An 18,447-nucleotide genomic window follows, 5' to 3' on the forward strand; every position below is an offset into this window, starting at 1 on the left:
CTCTGACAGGTCGCTTGCCTTGATATCTCGTATCCGACATACCTCGGCCAGCGCCCACACGAATTACTTGGTCCACTTGTTAAAGAGCGTTGAGCCTCTGCTCAATCAAGGCCGCGTATTCTACATCACCTCGCGACCCTGTCAACTGCTTTTTGCTGAGATTTCAAAAGAATCCGTTACCGTTTTCTCCCGCAACCTCAGGCAGTTGCTTCCCTGAAAACCCGGTGCGTCCCGGCGTCTTCAGAAGTGGGGCGCATTCTACAGCGAATCGCCACCTTGTCAACCACTTTCTTGCGAATCACCTCAAAAAAATTACTAAGCGATTCAAGCGGTTACACCTCCGAAAACCCCGCCTTACGGCCGGTTGCCTCAAGAGAGATGCGCATTCTACAGACCTTTCCTGAGGTGTCAACGCGTTTTTCAAAATTATTAAACCGCGCCCCGAATCACTTCACGATGACCACGCGGGCGACCTTCTTTTTACCCGCCTGGAGAATGACATCGTCACCCGGCGCGAACATCCGCTCGTCCTTTAACTGCTCCCCATTAAGATAAACCGCACCACGACCAAACACATCTTTGGCGGCCTTACCGTTTTGGGCCAGTCCCGCCTCTTTCAGCAGGGAAACGATATGAACCTCTTCACGATCACCCAGGGCTACCGTGACTTCCGGGACATTCTCGGGAATCTCCCCCAGCGCCACCTGATTACCGGCAGACTTGTGAGCATTCTTTGCCGCTTCCTCGTCGTGGAAGCGGGTGATAATCTCCTCGGCCAGCAGGCGCTTGTAATCCTGAGGATTGGCACCGCCGTCAACCGCCTTGCGGAACTCTTCCACTTCCGCCATCGGACGAAAACTCAGCAGTTCGAAATAACGCCACATCAGATTGTCCGGAATGGACAGCAGCTTGGTGAACATTTCTCCGGGAGAGTCGGTCACGCCTACATAGTTATTCAGGGATTTGGACATTTTCTGAACACCATCCAGCCCCTCCAGGATGGGCACCGTCAGAATCACCTGGGGCTCCTGGCCATATCGGCTCTGGATGGTGCGTCCCATACCAAGGTTGAAACGCTGATCGGTACCACCCAGCTCCACGTCCGCTTCCAGTGCCACTGAATCGTAGCCCTGTACCAGCGGGTAAAGAAACTCGTGGATGGCAATAGGCTGATTGGAGTCGTACCGTTTGGAAAAATCATCACGCTCCAGCATCCGGGCAACCGTGCTCTGCCCCGCCAGACGGATCATATCCGCGGCGGTCATCTCACCCATCCATTCCGAGTTGAACACCACCCGGGTTTTCTCAGGGTCGAGTATCTTGAAGACCTGCTCTTTATAGGTAATGGCATTCTGCCGCACCTGCTCTTCGGTCAGAGGCGGACGGGTTGCGCTCTTGCCGGTGGGATCACCGATCATGCCAGTGAAATCGCCGATCAGGAACGTCACCTCATGGCCGAGATCCTGAAACTGGCGCAGCTTGTTAATAAGAACGGTGTGCCCGAGATGAAGATCCGGTGCCGTGGGATCGAAACCCGCCTTGATCCGGAGGGGGCGCCCTTGCTTGAGCTTCTCGACCATTTCCTCTTCCGGAATCAGTTCGTCGATACCACGCTTGATAATCGCCAACGCTTCATCTATCGATGCCATAAATCCTCGTCCCTCAATTTTCTGGACCACCAATAACGGTTTGTTGCAGAGCCTTACACAAAGAAGCCTGCGCAACCGGTAACGGTCTGGTAAAGTGCCAAGCGGTTAATTTTTGAACAGACCGCTCCGAAATAAAGGGCGGCATTATATCAGCGACAGTCCTTGTTGTCCGTCAACTGCGCGGGCTCACCGTAATGTTAGAGACTATGCCAGGCCCGCCAGATACGGTAATCTGTTGGACAATACTTGATTTGACGCTTTAATAAGCAGATACAACCCGCTGGAATTGCGATTGAAATGGGTGAGTCACGTGCTTAAGACCTTCTCCAAAACACACATTACGCTGGCTGCGGCTGCTACCGCCGTTATCACCTCTGCCGCGCTGATGGGCCCCAGCAGCGACGTCGAAGCCAAGCGCATGTCCTACGCCATTGACCTCGACAAGGAATCGGCCACATCCGCCACCCTGATTTCCGCCCAACCGGAAGCCAGTGACGCCGACGCAACCTCTGCCGACAGCGATGCCCCGGCAAAGGCTTCCGGCAAGGCTGACAACAATGAGCTCAAGCAGACCGCCAAGGCGGATACCGCCCCGGCCAAGCCGGAAATTGACTGGCAGACCTTCACCATTCGTTCCGGCGACACCCTGTCGTCGCTGTTCAAGAAAGCCGGTTTCAATGACGGCATCATGCTGTCGGTCATTCACGGCGAAGGCGAAGCGGAAAAGCTCCAGAGGCTCTACGCCGGTGAAACCATTCGCTTTGGCACCGACGCCGACGAGAATCTGGTGGCACTTGAACTCAAACGCAGTCTGCTTGAATCCCTGAAGATCAGCAAAACCGATGATGGCTTCACCGGCGAAAAAGTAATCCGCGAGCCGGAAGCCCGTCCGGTGTTTGCCAGCGGCACCATCGACGGTTCACTTTACCTTTCTGCCCGCGAAGCCGGCCTTAATGATCGCCTGACCATGGAACTCTCGGGCATTTTTGGCTGGGATATCGACTTTGTGTACGACGTTCGCAAAGGTGACCGATTCGAAGTGGTCTACGAAGAGCTCTATCTCGACGGCAAGCACTTCGATACCGGCCGCATCCTGTCGGCCCGCTTCACCAACCGCGGCGACGACCATGTCGCACTGCTTTACACCGACAGCAAGGGTGAGAGCGACTATTACACGCCGGAAGGCGACAGCATGCGCAAAGCGTTTCTGCGTGTACCGATCAACGCCAGAGTTTCCTCTCCGTTTAACCTTCAGCGCCGCCACCCGGTGCTGGACGTGGTACGGCCCCATGAAGGCACCGATTACGCAGCGCCTCCGGGCACGCCGATCAAGGCCTCCGGCACTGGCCGGGTCAAGTTTGCTGGCTGGAAAGGCGGCTATGGCCGCACCGTAGTGCTGCAGCACGGTGACAACATCACAACGCTGTACGCCCATATGCGAGGCATTGCCAAGGGCATCAAGAACGGCCAGCGCGTGAAACAGGGCGACACTATCGGTTATCTCGGGTCTTCCGGGATGGTCACTGGGCCACACCTGCACTACGAATTCCGTATCAACGGATCCCCGCGCAATTCCCGCACCGTCGATCTTCCGGACGCCAGCCCGATTCCGGCCTCTGAAATGGCCCGCTTCAAGCAGGTGACCCAACAGCGCCTCTCCCAGTTTGACGCCTTTGTGAACACCGGGCAGCAACTGGCCATGGCTTCACCGGACGAGTGACCATGCCCTTGTGGCTTGGCCTGATGTCAGGCACCAGCATGGACGCCGTGGACGCCGTGCTGGTGTCCTTCTCCGAACAGGACGTTCAGATTCACGGCACTCTCTCCCTTTCCTACCCCGATCAACTCCGGGGACGTCTTCTCAATGCCACGCGCAATCACGCCTCTCCCGACGAAATTGGTGAGCTCGGCACTCTGGTCGGGCAGCATTTTGCCCGGGCGGCGAACCAGCTGATTGAGCAGACCGGTATTGATCGCAGCAGCATCCAGGCCATTGGTAGCCATGGCCAGACCATTCGCCACCAACCCGGCGGCAACGCCCCCTTTTCCCTGCAGATTGGCAGCCCGGCCATCATCGCCGAATCGACCGGTATTACCACCGTCTCGGATTTCAGAAACCGGGACCTGGCCGCCGGAGGACAGGGCGCACCTCTGGTCCCGGCGTTCCACCGGTGGCTGTTCGCCAGCACTCACGAGACACGCTGCATCCTTAACCTGGGCGGTATCGCCAATATCACCTGGCTGCCGGCTGACCCGGCACAGGCCGTCACCGGATTCGATACCGGCCCAGCCAATGCACTGATGGATGCCTGGTGCCTGGATCAGACCGGCCGCCATTACGACACCAGCGGGCAATGGGCCCAGGAAGGCCGTATTCACGGGGGATTGCTGGAAAGCATGCTTTCCGACGCCTATTTCGACAGAGCACCACCGAAAAGCACGGGCAAGGAACGCTTCAACCTGGACTGGGCCCGCACCCACCTGCAACTGTTTGACGAGATCCCACCGGAAGACGTCCAGCGGACCCTGCTGCAACTGACGGTGTTTACCGTGGCCCGCCAGATACCCGAGATTTCAGACCGGCTAAGCGTCTATGCCTGCGGTGGCGGAACACAGAACCCGCTGCTCATGGACGAGTTGCGGAGCGCTCTTGGGCCGGCGCGGCTGACCACCACGGCCGATATTGGTCTCGACCCGCTGTGGGTGGAACCGGTGGCATTTGGCTGGCTGGCACAACAGGCCATCAGAGGGTTGCCCGGCAACCTGCCGGCGGTAACCGGGGCCTCGGGTGAGCGGATTCTGGGGGCGATCTACCCCGCCTGAATCAATAGGCGGGGCGGACAGGATCTAGATCGTAAAGGAACTACCACAGCCGCAGGTGGACGTGGCATTGGGATTCTGGACAACAAACTGGGAACCCTGGAGCCCCTCCTGATAATCGATGGTGGCGCCCACCAGGTACTGGTAACTCATTTCGTCCACCAGCAACTTGACGCCATCCCGCTCGATCACGGTGTCTTCGTCGTCCTGATTCTCATCGAAGGAAAACCCGTACTGGAACCCCGAGCAGCCACCACCGGTGACAAACACACGCAGCTTGAGGCCGGGGTTTTCCTCCTCCTCAATCAGTTCTTTCACTTTGGCAACCGCACTGTCACTGAAAAACAGCGGCATCGCCATTTGCTGCACTACACTCAAAGTCGGCCTCCGGGATACAGATCAGACTGGATTATGGTATTCCCCAGTAAAACAGTCAACTATTCGGACTTTCCCTCACCGTTCTCAGCAACCCTTCCCCAACTGCCTTATCAAGGCAGCAAGGCAGGGGCTTCGAGGCCCGCAACCTCGTTCAGACCGAACATGATGTTCATGTTCTGGACCGCCTGACCGGCCGCCCCCTTGACCAGGTTATCGATCACCGACGAGACAATAACCATGTTGCTCTGTTCCTGGCGGTGAAGGGCCATGCGGCACTGATTCGCCCCCCGCACACTGCGGGTTTCGGGATGGCTGCCAAAGGGCATCACGTCCACAAAAGGCTCACTGCGGTAACGGCTTTCAAACACTTCCTGCAGGCGGTCAAAGTCGCCAGCATTGTTCAACTCCGCATACAGTGTGGCCTCGATCCCCCGGACCATAGGCACCAGGTGTGGCACGAAAGTGACACCACAGGCCTGCCCCGCCGCCTGCACCAGGCCCTGGCGGATTTCCGGAAGATGACGATGCCCGGACGCGCCATAGGCCTTGAAACTTTCACCGACCTCGCCGTGCAGCATGCCGATCTTGCCCTGCCGGCCGCCACCGCTGGCGCCGGATTTGGCATCCGCGATCAACCGGTCAGGGTTAACCAGGCCCTGTTCGAGTAGCGGCAGGAAACCCAACTGGACAGCGGTGGGATAACAGCCCGGGTTGGCCACAAGCTGTGCCTCACTGATGGCGTCCCTGGCCACTTCCGGCAGGCCGTAAACCGCTTTCTGCGCCCACTCGGGGCTTTCATGGGGCATACCGTACCAGTTGGCCCAGACATCCAAATCCTTGATCCGGAAGTCGGCAGACAGATCAACCACCCGCACGCCGGCATCCATCAGTTCCGGCACCATGCGCATTGCCACGCCGTGGGGAGTGGCAAAGAACACCATGTCGCAGGCTTTGAGGCGTTCCGGCTCCGGCTCGGAGAACGCCAGGTCAAAATGCCCTCGGAGGTTCGGGTATATGTCCGCCACCGGCATACCGGCTTCCGAACGGGAGGTGATGCACTCGACTTGCACGTCCGGGTGGACGGCAAGAATTCTCAGCAGTTCAACACCTGTGTATCCGGTACCCCCAACAATGCCTACTTTAATCACTCTCTGCTCCAACGTGCTCTGATCACAATTTGTCTGTAGTCTACCACGATAACCCAACAACTTATTGCAGCGGCCCGGCCCACGGCTACAATGGTGGTCGCAATGCAATCCGGCCGTCCGGCCACGACTCTTCGCAACAAGGCACCCATGGGCAAGCTCAGGCAAAAGATCACGGACAACCTGATCCCTCTTTTCCGGCGGCGGCTGTCGGGTGTTGACGCTCTACCTCAACTGGCCGTTCTCGGCCTTCTGTCCGGAATACTGACCGGCGGCGTCATTCTGGTGTTTCGTTTTGCCATTGAATGGCCTCTCGAACACTTCCTGCCGGGCACCGGCTCTGAAAGCTTCGAGCAGCTCCACATTGTCACCCGGGGCATTCTGCCACTGGCTGGCGCCATCGGTCTGGGCCTGATGCTGCACCACCTGGCAATACACGACCGCAAGGTGGGCATTGTCCACATCATGGAACGCCTGAACTACCACCAGGGGTATATGTCCCTGAAAAGTGCAGCGGTGCAGTTCGTCTCGGCGGTGGCTACCATTGTCACCGGCCAGTCTGCTGGCCGGGAGGGGCCCGCGGTTCATCTGGGTGCCGCGTTTTCCAGCCTGCTGGGCCAGTGGATGCGACTGCCCAACAACAGCATCCGGACCCTGGTAGCCTGCGGCTGCGCCGCCGCCATTGCGGCCTCCTTCAACACGCCGATCTCCGGTGTCATTTTCGCCATGGAAGTGGTGATGATGGAATACACCATTGCCGGGTTTACTCCGATCATCCTGGCCGCGGTCAGTGCCGCCATTGTTACCCAGGCGGTTTATGGTTCCGAGCCCGCGTTCAGTGTACCTCCGCTGACCATGAACTCCCTGCTGGAGATTCCCTGGGTGCTGGCCATTGCCGTGATCATCGGCATTGCCGCCGCCGGCTTCATTCAACTGGTGGATACCATGGGCCGCTACCACCACAAGCCGGTACTGCTGCGCATCATCCTGGCCGGCTTGCTGATGGTGCCCTTTGCCATGCTGGTTCCGGAAACCATGGGCATCGGCTATGACACGGTCAGCGAAACCATTCATGGTGATCTCGGGTTCTGGATACTGTTGTCCGTTGGCCTTGCCAAACTGGTCGTCACCGGGCTTTCGCTGGGACTGGGGATGCCCAGCGGCGTTATTGGCCCCACGGTGTTCATGGGGGCAACCATCGGCGGCGCCATGGGCCTTATCGGCGCCCAGGTGATGCCTGAACAGTCATCCTCTGTCGGTTTCTACGCCATGCTGGGCATGGGGGCGATGATGGGGGCCGTATTGCAGGCGCCTCTGGCGGCGCTTATGGCACTGATGGAACTGACCCGCAATCCCAACATCATTCTTCCGGGCATGCTGATCATCACCACTGCCAGCCTGGTGACCAGTGAAGCCTTCGGCAAGAAGTCCCTGTTTCTTACCATCCTGAAAAGCCAGGGGCTGAGCTACCAGAATTCACCGGTCATCCAGGCCCTGAGGCGGGTGTCCGTCGGGGCCATCATGGATCGCAGCATTCTGCGCACAGAGCGGGAACTGACCATCGAGGAAGCACGCAAGGCGCTGAAGTCTGAGCCGAAATGGCTGCTGGTTGAAGGCAGTAACGGGCCGACGGCGCTGCTGCCGGCGGTCGACCTGGCGCGTTTTCTGGAAGATGCAGAAGAGGAAGCCGCCGAGGAAGGCGGTAAACTGCCCGAGACCATTGATCTGGTGGCCATTCCTGCGAACCGGCGCGATCTGGCCCCGGTCCAGTATCAGGCCACTCTGGAAGAAGCCCTGCACGCTTTCGACAAGGGGCGGGCCGAGGCACTGTACGTACAACGCCAGGTGGCCCCGATGATCCAGCGGGTTTATGGTGTGGTGCTGAAATCGGACATCGAGAGTTATTACCAATACCGACGGAGCTGATGCATGCTTTGGGTGAAAGCCTTCCATATCATTTCACTGGTGTGCTGGTTCGCCGGCATCTTCTACCTGCCCCGGCTGTTTGTATATCACGCCGCCTGTGAGGACACCCAGGGCCAGGAGCGCTTCAAGATCATGGAACGCAAGCTGTACCGGGGCATCACCACACCGTCGATGATCGCCACGGTAATCTTTGGCGTCTGGCTGCTGAGCTTTAACTTATCCGGTTACTTTGCCCAGGGCTGGCTGCATGCAAAGCTGGTACTGGTGGCGATACTGATCGGCTATCACTTCTACTGCGGGCATCTGGTCAAGGTATTCCGGGATGACCGGAACACCCGCAGCCATGTGTTCTATCGCTGGTTCAACGAATTGCCCGTCTTCATCCTTCTGGCCGTGGTTATCCTGGCCGTCGTCAAACCCTTCTGAGGAGGCTCGTTATCAAGAACTACAAACGCCCCCACGTTCTGGTGCTGTCCGGACTGGACCCATCCGGAGGCGCTGGCATCCAGGCAGACATCCAGGCAATCACTTCATTGGGGGCCCACCCGCTGCCGTTGGTTTCATGCCTGACCGTTCAGGACACCCGTAATGTTTACGGTGCTGAAGCCGTTGATGCGGATCTTATCCGGCGACAGCTTGAGTCTCTCGCCAATGATGTGCCCATCCACGCCATCAAGACCGGTGCCCTGGGCAACGCACAGGTCCTCGATACGCTGGTGGATTTCGTCAGGACAATGCCGGACATTCCCCTGATTGTTGACCCGGTGGTGAAAGCCGCTGGCGGCGGCAACCTGGCCGACGAAGAACTGATCCGGGCGATGAAGGAGCGGCTGTTCCCGCTGGCGGAAATGATCACCCCGAACGGCGAGGAACTGGCCCTGCTCGGTAACAGTGACGACCCGGACACGGCGGCCCGCAATCTCCAGGAGGCGGGCTGTGACTCGGTCCTGGCCACCGGCGGCCATGGCATCGGCTTTCACATCATCAACACCCTGTACAACCACGCTCCGGAGCCCATGCGCTGGGAAATTGAGCGGGTAAACGATCATGAGTTTCACGGCACCGGGTGTACCCTGGCGGCAGCCATTGCGGCAGGGCGCGGCTGCGGCCTTTCGGCCCGGGCAGCGATCTCCCAGGCCCAGAACTATGTACGTCACACAGTTCTGCATGCCCTGACCGTCGGCAAGGGTCAGCGCGTTCCGGACCGGGGCATCCTGTGGGAGCACTGAAACCCGGACTGTACGCCATTACCGACGAGCGGCTGACACCGGATGCCGAACTGGTATCGGCCGTGGCCGCCGCCCTTGCAGGAGGGGCCACACTGGTCCAGTACCGGGACAAACGCTCATCCTCTGCCACCCGCCATCGCCAGGCGTCTGAACTGAACACCCTGTGCCGTCAGGCCGGTGTCCCGCTGCTGATCAACGATGACCCGGAACTGGCAGCCCGGGTGGGAGCGGCCGGTGTCCATCTGGGTCAGGAGGATGGATCGCTCCAGGCCGCCCGGGAACAGCTTGGCCCCGATGCCATCATCGGCATCACCTGCCACCATCGCCTGGATCTTGCCTGGACCGCCAGGGACAACGGCGCAGACTATCTCGCCTTTGGCCGGTTTTATCACTCCGGCACCAAACCGGGTGCACCGCCGGCAGAGCCCTCAGTACTCACCGAAGCCCGGGAGCTGGGACTGCCGATAACCGCAATCGGGGGCATCACCATCGACAATGCCGAACCACTGATCCTGGCCGGTGCCGATCTGCTTGCGGTGGTGGGCGGTCTGTTTGACGGTGGCCCGGAACAGGTAGAATACCGGGCCAGGGACTTTGGCCGGCTGTTTGCCCGCCACCACCCAACCTTTTTTCAATCCGTTTGACAGGAGCTGAACGTGACCCACTCTGAAACGCTGTTCGAACAAGCCCAGAAATACATTCCCGGAGGCGTTAACTCGCCCGTCAGGGCGTTTCGCGGCGTCGGCGGCACCCCGATTTTCTTCAAACACGCCGAAGGCGCCTATCTGTTTGACGAAGACGACCGCCGCTACATCGACTACATCGGCTCCTGGGGCCCGATGATCCTGGGTCACTCCGACCCTCGCATCAAGCAGGCCCTGCACGCCCAGGTGGATATGGGCGTGGGTTACGGCGCCCCGACAGCCATTGAGACCGAGATGGCCAAGAAAGTGTGTGAACTGGTGCCGTCCATCGATATGGTCCGCATGGTCAATTCCGGCACCGAGGCCACCATGAGCGCCATTCGCCTGGCCCGGGGCTACACCGGCCGGGACAAGATTGTGAAATTCGAGGGCTGCTACCACGGCCATGTGGATTCACTGCTGGTCAAAGCCGGCTCAGGCGCGCTGACACTGGGTGTGCCCAATTCGCCAGGGATTCCGGCTAGCCTCGCCGAACACACCCTGACCCTGACCTATAACGACATCGACGGTGTCCGCAAAACTTTCGAAGAGATCGGCGACCAGGTCGCCGCCATCATCGTCGAACCCGTCGCCGGGAACATGAACTGCATTCCCCCGGCACCGGGTTTCCTGGAAAGTCTGCGCGAGGTCTGTGACGAGCACGGCACAGTGCTGATCTTCGATGAGGTCATGACCGGTTTCCGTGTCTCCCTGGGCGGCGCCCAGGGCCACTATGGCATTACCCCGGACCTGACCGCGCTGGGCAAGGTCATTGGTGGTGGTCTGCCGGTGGGCGCCTTTGGCGGTAAACGGGAAATCATGGAACATATTTCACCGCTGGGACCGGTTTACCAGGCCGGCACTCTGAGCGGCAATCCCCTGGCCATGACGGCCGGACTGACCACACTGAATGCCATTTCCGAGCCCGGTTTCCATGACCGGCTGTTCGAGAAGACCGAACGCATCTGTGAAGGCTTCCGGGTCGCCGCGAAAGAGGCTGGCATTCCCCTGACCGTGCAGAGCGCCGGTGCCATGTTCGGCGTATTCTTCACCGAGGAACCTTCCGTTACCCGTTTCGATCAGGTCATGGCCTGTGACGCGGAACGCTTCAAGCATTTCTTCCAGGGCATGCTCAATGAAGGTGTCTACCTGGCACCTTCCGCGTTCGAGGCCGGCTTCGTCAGTGCCGCCCTGTCCGACGAGGACATCGAGCACACCATCGCCTCCGCCCGCAAGGTCATGGCCACCCTCTGACCCCGGCGACAATCGCCATGGCCGGCACGGCCATGGCGATTCCACTGTTCCTCCGCGACCACCCCGACCCACCAGACCAAACCTGTGACGCAGAGCACAGAATTATGGTCTACATTGCCATCTAGACGTACCCGAATTTACGCCAACGTTATCGGACAGGGACCTTCCGGCCAGTGCCGGAGCACTCGTGCCGATGAGGTTTCACGGATGATCGATGTATCAAAGGTGGCAGGGGAGCGCCTATGGCCAATAACAACAACCTTTTTGCGTTTGCGAGTGGAAGCACCACTACAGAAAACCATAGCCCGGACCCATGGCTGATACTCAGCGTCGAGGATGACCCGGATTACCAGGCCTCCCTGGCGATGGCTCTGGAGTTCGTGGAAGTCGCCGGTCGGCCGGTACGACTACTCCGGGCAGGCTCGGCCTTCGAGGCGGCGCGGCTGATCCCCGAACACCCGGACATCAGTGTCATCCTGCTGGACGTGGTGATGGAGTCAGACGACGCCGGGCTGTCGCTGGTCCGGACCATTCGAGAGGTCATCGGCAATACCCTGGTGCGCATTGTCCTGCTGACCGGGCAGCCCGGCATGGCGCCGCGACTGGATGTCATGCGGGAGTATGACATCGATGACTACTGGAACAAGGCGGAACTGACCCACGAACACCTGGCTTCCATCATCACCGGGAACATCCGTTCCTGGGACCGCAGCTCGCAACTCGAGCGCGCCCGCCAGGGGCTGCAGATCATCACAGAAGCCTCCCGGGTACTGGGCCAGAAAAGGGATATAAGAGCCTTTACCCGTCACGTTCTGGAACACCTGGCCAGGCTTGTCGGAGCTGCCAACGAAGGTGTTGCCTGCGTCCGCTACCCGAGCGAAAACCTGGAAGCGGCGAGCATCATCGAGGCCAGCGGCAGCTTTGAGGCATGCGCTCACAGATGTATAAACGAGTTACCGGACAGCCGACTCAAATCCACGATACAGCAGTATCTTGCCCGCCCGGATGCCACGCCGGAGGGCGATCTGTCGGTGTTTGATTTCTCCCGCAATGAAAAAGCCGGCGAGCATTACCTGGCCGTGCTTAAGACCACCCGCCCCCTGAGCATTCAGGAGAGCAATCTGCTGGAAGTGTTCTGTGAAAACGCCAGCGCCGGGCTGACCAACCTGCGGCTCGCCAGCCGGCTGCACAAACTGGCCTACCGCGACCCGGAACTGGACCTCCCCAACCGGAACCAGTTTCTCAGGTATCTCGGCCAGCACCTGCGCAGCCAGGCCCGGAAACGACACCTGATGGTATTGCAGCTCTACGAATTCAACGAGATGGCCTTCCAGCTCGGTGATCGCTTCGCGTCCCAGATCCTGTCAGGGGTGGCCCAGACACTGCGCAATATCCTGAGCAACCCGGACGGATGCGCCCGGGTTGACCGCAGCTCCTTTGCCGCCCTGATGGAGTCTCCAGCCGCCTGCCATGAGCTGGCCGAAGCCCTGAACCAGCCGATCGAAACTGAAGGCGGCTCCTACCGCGTATCCATCTGTTCGGTCTGCCTGCCCCTTGAGGAATTCGGGGAAGAGCAGACATCGACATTGCTGAACACGGCCGAGATCGCCATGGAACAGGCCCGGGAAAACCGCAGCAACCCGCTGTTTTTCTCCCACTACGACCAGGCGCCCATCCTCGAACGCTACGCCCTGTTGACCCGCCTGCGCCAGGCGCTTGATGACCATTCGCTGGACATTTTTCTGCAGCCGAAAGTGGAACTGGAAACCGGCCTGCTGGCCGGCTTTGAAGCCCTGGTACGCTGGCCCCAGGCCGATGGCAGCTACATCCGACCGGATCAGTTTATCCCCATTGCCGAACACGGCGGGCTGATAGGTGAACTCGACCTCCAGGTTCTTGATAAGACCCTTCAGACCATCCAGTTACTGCAGGAACAGGGCATCCATACCCCCGTCGCGTTCAACGCTTCACCGCTGGACCTGTTTGAACCGAGCCATTTTGAAACCATGCTCCGTATGATTTCGGACTCCGGCATCAATCCCACACTGCTGGAACTGGAGGTCACCGAAAGCCGGGCCATGGAGGAATACGACATGATTTCCGAACGCCTGCAGCAGCTTATGGATATGGGCGTAGGCGTCAGTATCGATGACTTTGGTACCGGCTATTCCTCTCTCGGTCACATCACGCATCTGGCCGCCAGCACCTTGAAAATTGATCGCAGCTTCGTGTTCCGGATGGAGGAATCCACCGACGCCGTGCATGTGGTGGACATGATTCTCCGGCTCAGCCGACGTTTCAGCTTCAAGGTTGTCGCCGAAGGTGTTGAAACGGACACCCAGCGCAAGTTGCTCCTTGAACTGGGTTGCAGTATCGGACAGGGCTACCTGTTCTCACCGCCACTGCCGGTAAACGATGCCGTGGACTGGGCTCTGCACCATTCTTCATGAACATGCTGAAACGGGCACGCCAGATTACCGATGCGCCAATCCGGATGGGCAGAGCGGGCATTACCGCTCTGGTCCTGGCCGCCCTGGTGATTGCCTGGATCACCTGGCTGGTCTACGAGGACCGTTATCAGGCCAGGATGACCCCGGTCAATGAGCAGCAGGAAGCCGTGGTCACCGACCTCATCCAGCAACTGGGCCAGACCATCAGTCACCTGTCCGAGCTGACCTTTCTCCTGCGCCACGAGGAGGGAGTTGTTCGGGCGCTGCCCACCGAAGGACCAATCCGCATCTCTCACCTTCATGACCGGTTCGCGTTATTCAGCAAAAGCTCGAGCCTGATCTCCCAGGTACGGTGGCTCGATAACCAGGGCATGGAACGGGCGCGCATCAATATCCGGGACCAGCAGCCGGTGGCTGTCCCTGCCAAAGAGCTTCAGAACAAAGGGGATCGCTATTACATCCGGCAAGCCCGGGATCTCGGCCCTGACGAGGTGTTCTATTCGCGGATTGACCTGAACATGGAGAACGGTCGTATCCAGCAACCTCGCACCCCCACCCTGCGTACCGTCATTCGCACCGGCGACCAGGGCAAGATGAGGGCCGGGTTCCTGGTGGTCAACTTTGATCTCAGCCGCCTGTTTGCCGATGTCCGGAATATGGCCAGCACATCCGTCAATGTGAGCCTTGTTAACCGGCAGGGTTACTGGCTGCTTCACCCCGATCCGTCCCTTGAGTGGGGATTCATGACCGGCCACACCGGCCTTAACGTGGCCGGACAGTTGCCGGAACTCTGGCAACAGATGACAACACAGCCAGCCGGTTACGGTCTTCAACTGAATGGGGCCCTATGGAGCTACGCGCGGTTCCTTCCCCGGTATGCCCAGACCACAGCGGCCCAGGGGCTGGGCGAGATTTTTGTGGTACTCCAGACGCCGGCACAGACACTGGCCGGCGTCAAACGCCAAGTACTGGCGCCAGTGGTCATTGTCGCCGTCGTGATCTATCTGCTGCTGGCAGTCGGGCTTTACCTGTACCTGCGGGGCGATCAGACCCGTAAAGCCCTGTTGGCCGAGTTACGCCGGGAGGAGCAGGAACTGCGGACCACCAACCGGGAACTGAAAGCCTCACTGGAGCGCCAGCAGGCGCTACAGGATGAACTGGTTGAAACCCGGAAACTGTCCTCCCTGGGTCTGATGGTTGCCGGTGTTGCCCATGAACTCAACACGCCGACCGGCGGCACCCAGGTTGCACTGACCACCATGGACGCCCAGCTTGAAAAGCTGTCCGGCAAAGTCGAGGCCGGCACCCTGACCGTGGATGACATGCAGGAGTTTCTGCAACGGGAACGGGAGGGGCTGGACCTTGCCAAACGCAATACCCGAAGAACCGCGGAGTTGATCCGAAGCTTCAAACGGCTTGCCATTGACCGACAGCAGAGCGAGCCCAGCTGGTTCAACCTCAAACACTGTATGAACGATCTGGACCAGGCCCTGATCCCCCAGTTCAAGAATGCCAGCCAGACGCTGAGCTTTTCGGTTCCGGATGTGGAGATGTTCGGCCTCCCGGGCATCCTCTCCCAGGTCATGCAGAACCTGATTGAGAATGCCCTGAGTCACGCGTTCGAGGAAGGCCAGAGCGGGAGCATTTCAGTCATTGCCCGGGAACAGGGCAACCGTATCCTGATCAGTGTTCAGGACGATGGTGCGGGCCTGGCGCCCGGTGCCGAGGACAAGCTGTTTGATCCGTTCTTCACCACAGGTCGCAAGCAGGGCAACACCGGGCTGGGCCTGCACCTGGTCCACCAGTGGGTGGTCCAGGCGCTGAAAGGCAGCATCCGGTTCCACTCCATTCAGGGCGAGGGAACCCGATTCGATATCGTGATTCCCAGGACCCTCAACGACGGCCGGAATGGCGCCGACACGCCCTCAGAAAAGCTCTGACGCCCGGTCTTCTGCCTGCTCGGCCCCGGCCACATTACCCCGAGCCCGGCGGATATCCGCCAGCAACAGCCAACCCGACCGCTGCATCCGGCTGTTGTCACCTGCCAGAGACAGCCCCTTGAGGGTAAACTGTTCGGCAGCACCCAGGTTGTCGTCTGCCACATAGGCCTCCGACAGCTTGAAGTAGACCGCCGGTGAGCGTGGCGCGATGCGCTGGGCCCGTTCCAGCCGGGCGATTGCGCCGGCGGTATCACCGCGGTCCAGGCGCTGCTCGGCTTCCCGGATAAGCGCCAGCGCGGCACCGGAAAGTTCGTCACCCGCTTCCCGGTAACTGGGCTGATGGCTGTCGGCCTCCTCAGCCGGTGGCTGTTCACTCTTGCGCCAGACCTTATCCTGCTGACCGGAGTCGGTATCACTGGCGCGGGGTGGCTCCGGTGCTTCAGGCCTGTCACTGCTGCCGGCCGGCACGTAGATGGAATCGCCACCGGGACCGGAGGCGCAACCGGCGAGCCCCAGGAACAGAGCCATGCACAGGGCTCGCTTGCTAACCACGTCTGTCATCGAAACAATCCTTCAAACCAGTTCTGAATCTGCCCGCCCAGGCCGCCGCGACAGCCGGTATGGCGTTCAGGCTCACTGCCCGCAATAAACGGCATCAGGCGGGCATTGTCGCAGCCTTCACTGGTCAGGGCCCGGGCCTGATCATTCACCCAGTGATAGCCAACACCGTCCGGAACCACGGGTGAAAAGCCATGCTGGGGCATGTTGGCCATGAATGCCGTCCATACCGGCAGTGCCCCGGAAGCCCCGGTCAGGCGGGTCGGGCCGTTATCATCCCGCCCAACCCAGGCCACTGCAAGCAGGTCGCCACTGAATCCGGCAAACCAGGCATCCCGACCGTCATCGGTGGTGCCGGTTTTGCCCGCCAGGCTGAGTTCCCGGGGCAACGTTCGATAAGCGGACTTGCCGGTGCCCTCGCGCATGATCTCTTGCATGGCATACTGCACCAGATGCACGGCGGCCGGGTCCGCCACCTGTTCCACTTCCAGGCTGTAACGGGAAAGGGGTTCGTTGGCCGCATCCGTCACTTCCCGGATGGTACGCAGGGGCATGTTGAAGCCCGACGTCGCCAGGCCCTGATAGAGCTGCGCCACCTTCACCGGGCTCAGGGACAGTGCCCCGAGCAGCATCGCCGGGTAATCCGACAGGGGTTGCTCGGCACCGAAGGAAGTGAGCGTCTCCTGCACGGTGGGAATACCAATATCCAGCCCTACCCGCACCGCCGGCAGGTTGTATGAATGGGCCAACGCCCGGTGCAGCGGGACTTCCCCGCGTTCCTCCCGATCGAAATTCGCTGGCTGCCAACTCCGACCATCATCGAATTCCAGCCGGAATGATTTGTCCATCACCGGTGAGATCAGGGTGTACCGGTCCGGATCGGCCAGTGCCGTCAGATAGATGAACGGTTTGACCAGAGAGCCAATCGGACGCTGGGCATCGACCGCCCGGTTGAACCCGGCAAAGTCCGGGTCCCGGCCGCCGACCAGGGCCAGGACCTCGCCGCTGTCCTTGGCGGTCACAACCAGGGCTGATTCCAGCTCTTCCCGATTGTTGCCGTAGCCCAGCTTCGGCAGCGTATCCCGGACCGCGTTTTCCGCGGTGTCCTGAATGGCCGGGTCCAGGGTAGTGAAAATCCGCAGCCCCTCACTCTGCAGGTCCTCCTGCCGGTAATCCCGGGACAGGTGTCGACGCACCAGGTCAATATAGGCGGGGTACCGGTTATCGGTAAACGACGGGCGGGCGCTGAGTTCCAGGGGCTGGCGGGACGCCTGCTGCGCCGCCTGTGCTGACAGGATGCCGGCTTCAGCCATTTCATCAAGCACCAGATTGCGGCGTTCCGTCGCCCGCTCCGGGTGCCGCCGGGGGTTGTAGTAGCTCGGCCCTTTGACCATGCCGATCAGCAGCGCCATCTGGTGCACATCCAGATCCCGCAGGGGCTCACCGAAGAAGAACTGGCTGGCCAGACCGAAGCCATGGATCGAACGCCTGCCGGCCTGGCCGAGATAGACTTCGTTCAGGTAGGTTTCCAGGATATCGTCCTTGCTGTAATGCCACTCCAGCAGCACAGACATCAACGCCTCATTGGCCTTGCGCACCAGAGTCTGGTCGCGGGTGAGGAAAAAGTTCTTCACCAGTTGCTGGGTGAGCGTACTGCCGCCCTGCACGATGCGGCCGGCCCGGATGTTGGCGATCATGGCCCGGGCAATCGACAGGGGCGCCACCCCGAAATGGTCATAGAAGCCACGGTCTTCCACCGCCAGCAGGCCGGCAACCAATGCCGGCGGCACCTCATCCAATTGGACCAGCACCCGGTCCTCACGGTGGGCGGGATAGATACCGGCAATCTGGGCGGGCTCCAGCCGGGTGATGGCCGTGTCCGGGCCAGCCAGAACAGAAAAGCCACGAATCCGGTCACCACTGATACTCAGCGACAGACGGCGGCGGGGCTCGTCGCCATCGGGAAACTCAAAGCCACGGGTACTGATGACAAAGCGGCTGCCGTTCCTGCGGTAACTGCCCGGATCCACGCCATCGCCCTTGCGGTAGCCGGCAAGAGAGAGCTCACGCTGCAGACCGGACACACTGACGGCCGCGCCATCGTAGAGTTCCAGCGGACGGGCATAAACCCGGGACGGCACCTCAAAACGGCGCCCTTCAAACCGGGAAGTGACCTGGGCATCAAGATAGACCATCCAGCCAGCGAGCAGAACCAGACCAATCAGGGCCAGCCGGAACAGGACTCGCCAGAGGCGGGAGGAACGGGATGTTTTCTTACGGGGGCGTCGGGATTTACTCATGGCCGGATTATAACGAAGCCGGGGCACCCACAGGCAGCCCTGCCTTGTGTTATTTCTGTAATCTCCCCGTTATAGTAGGGCTCAAAAATCAACAGGTTCAGGAAACCAGGAGCAC

General features: G+C 60.1%; 14 protein-coding genes. 9 read left to right on the forward strand and 5 right to left on the reverse strand.

Going from position 1 to position 18,447, the window contains the following annotated elements:
• Window positions 1–446: 446 nt before the first annotated feature.
• Window positions 447–1,649: a tyrosine--tRNA ligase gene (gene tyrS / locus HNR38_RS06255; protein ID WP_183700932.1), complete on the reverse strand. Its 1,203-nt coding sequence runs from the start codon at window positions 1,647–1,649 to the stop codon at window positions 447–449.
• Window positions 1,650–1,959: 310 nt separating this feature from the next.
• Between tyrS and HNR38_RS06260 the strand changes: the two genes are divergently transcribed.
• Both HNR38_RS06260 and HNR38_RS06265 read left to right on the forward strand, forming a co-directional pair.
• Window positions 1,960–3,369, forward strand: coding sequence for a peptidoglycan DD-metalloendopeptidase family protein (locus HNR38_RS06260; protein WP_183701995.1), 1,410 nt, complete (start codon window positions 1,960–1,962; stop codon window positions 3,367–3,369).
• 2 nt (window positions 3,370–3,371) lie between these two features.
• A complete protein-coding gene (locus HNR38_RS06265) occupies window positions 3,372–4,472 on the forward strand; it encodes an anhydro-N-acetylmuramic acid kinase (RefSeq protein WP_183700934.1) in 1,101 nt (366 codons plus the stop codon).
• A gap of 24 nt (window positions 4,473–4,496) precedes the next feature.
• Here the strand turns inward: HNR38_RS06265 and erpA are convergent, their stop codons facing one another.
• A complete protein-coding gene (gene erpA, locus HNR38_RS06270) occupies window positions 4,497–4,847 on the reverse strand; it encodes an iron-sulfur cluster insertion protein ErpA (RefSeq protein WP_183700936.1) in 351 nt (116 codons plus the stop codon).
• A 110-nt stretch (window positions 4,848–4,957) separates the two neighbouring features.
• Complete coding sequence (argC, locus tag HNR38_RS06275) at window positions 4,958–5,995, reverse strand: N-acetyl-gamma-glutamyl-phosphate reductase (RefSeq protein WP_183700938.1); 1,038 nt, start codon at window positions 5,993–5,995, stop codon at window positions 4,958–4,960.
• A 147-nt stretch (window positions 5,996–6,142) separates the two neighbouring features.
• Between argC and HNR38_RS06280 the strand changes: the two genes are divergently transcribed.
• The 7 genes from HNR38_RS06280 to HNR38_RS06310 all read left to right on the forward strand — a co-directional run bounded on the left by HNR38_RS06280 (window position 6,143) and on the right by HNR38_RS06310 (window position 15,474).
• Window positions 6,143–7,918, forward strand: coding sequence for a chloride channel protein (locus HNR38_RS06280; protein ID WP_183701997.1), 1,776 nt, complete (start codon window positions 6,143–6,145; stop codon window positions 7,916–7,918).
• A gap of 3 nt (window positions 7,919–7,921) precedes the next feature.
• Window positions 7,922–8,344, forward strand: a complete 423-nt coding sequence (hemJ, locus tag HNR38_RS06285) for a protoporphyrinogen oxidase HemJ (RefSeq protein WP_183700940.1) — start codon at window positions 7,922–7,924, stop codon at window positions 8,342–8,344.
• Window positions 8,345–8,385: 41 nt separating this feature from the next.
• A complete protein-coding gene (thiD, locus tag HNR38_RS06290) occupies window positions 8,386–9,147 on the forward strand; it encodes a bifunctional hydroxymethylpyrimidine kinase/phosphomethylpyrimidine kinase (protein ID WP_183700942.1) in 762 nt (253 codons plus the stop codon).
• On the forward strand, window positions 9,135–9,791 hold the full coding sequence (thiE, locus tag HNR38_RS06295; RefSeq protein ID WP_379919074.1) for a thiamine phosphate synthase: 657 nt from the start codon (window positions 9,135–9,137) through the stop codon (window positions 9,789–9,791). Before thiD ends, thiE begins: the two co-directional genes overlap by 13 nt.
• A gap of 12 nt (window positions 9,792–9,803) precedes the next feature.
• On the forward strand, window positions 9,804–11,084 hold the full coding sequence (gene hemL, locus HNR38_RS06300; protein ID WP_183700944.1) for a glutamate-1-semialdehyde 2,1-aminomutase: 1,281 nt from the start codon (window positions 9,804–9,806) through the stop codon (window positions 11,082–11,084).
• 242 nt (window positions 11,085–11,326) lie between these two features.
• The gene (locus HNR38_RS06305; RefSeq protein ID WP_183700945.1) at window positions 11,327–13,534 is read left to right on the forward strand and encodes an EAL domain-containing protein; all 2,208 of its coding nucleotides are present in this window, start codon (window positions 11,327–11,329) and stop codon (window positions 13,532–13,534) included.
• Window positions 13,531–15,474 (forward strand): sensor histidine kinase, encoded by a 1,944-nt coding sequence (locus HNR38_RS06310; protein ID WP_183700947.1) that lies wholly within the window; start codon window positions 13,531–13,533, stop codon window positions 15,472–15,474. The genes HNR38_RS06305 and HNR38_RS06310 overlap by 4 nt, the downstream gene beginning before the upstream one ends.
• On the opposite strand, the gene HNR38_RS06315 is transcribed toward HNR38_RS06310, so the two are convergent.
• Window positions 15,460–16,035: a tetratricopeptide repeat protein gene (locus tag HNR38_RS06315; RefSeq protein WP_183700949.1), complete on the reverse strand. Its 576-nt coding sequence runs from the start codon at window positions 16,033–16,035 to the stop codon at window positions 15,460–15,462. The genes HNR38_RS06310 and HNR38_RS06315 overlap by 15 nt on opposite strands.
• Window positions 16,032–18,332 (reverse strand): penicillin-binding protein 1B, encoded by a 2,301-nt coding sequence (gene mrcB, locus HNR38_RS06320; RefSeq protein ID WP_183700951.1) that lies wholly within the window; start codon window positions 18,330–18,332, stop codon window positions 16,032–16,034. Before mrcB ends, HNR38_RS06315 begins: the two co-directional genes overlap by 4 nt.
• Window positions 18,333–18,447 lie beyond the last annotated feature (115 nt).

Origin of the sequence: Marinobacter oulmenensis, assembly GCF_014201735.1 — a bacterium.
Classification (GTDB): domain Bacteria; phylum Pseudomonadota; class Gammaproteobacteria; order Pseudomonadales; family Oleiphilaceae; genus Marinobacter; species Marinobacter oulmenensis.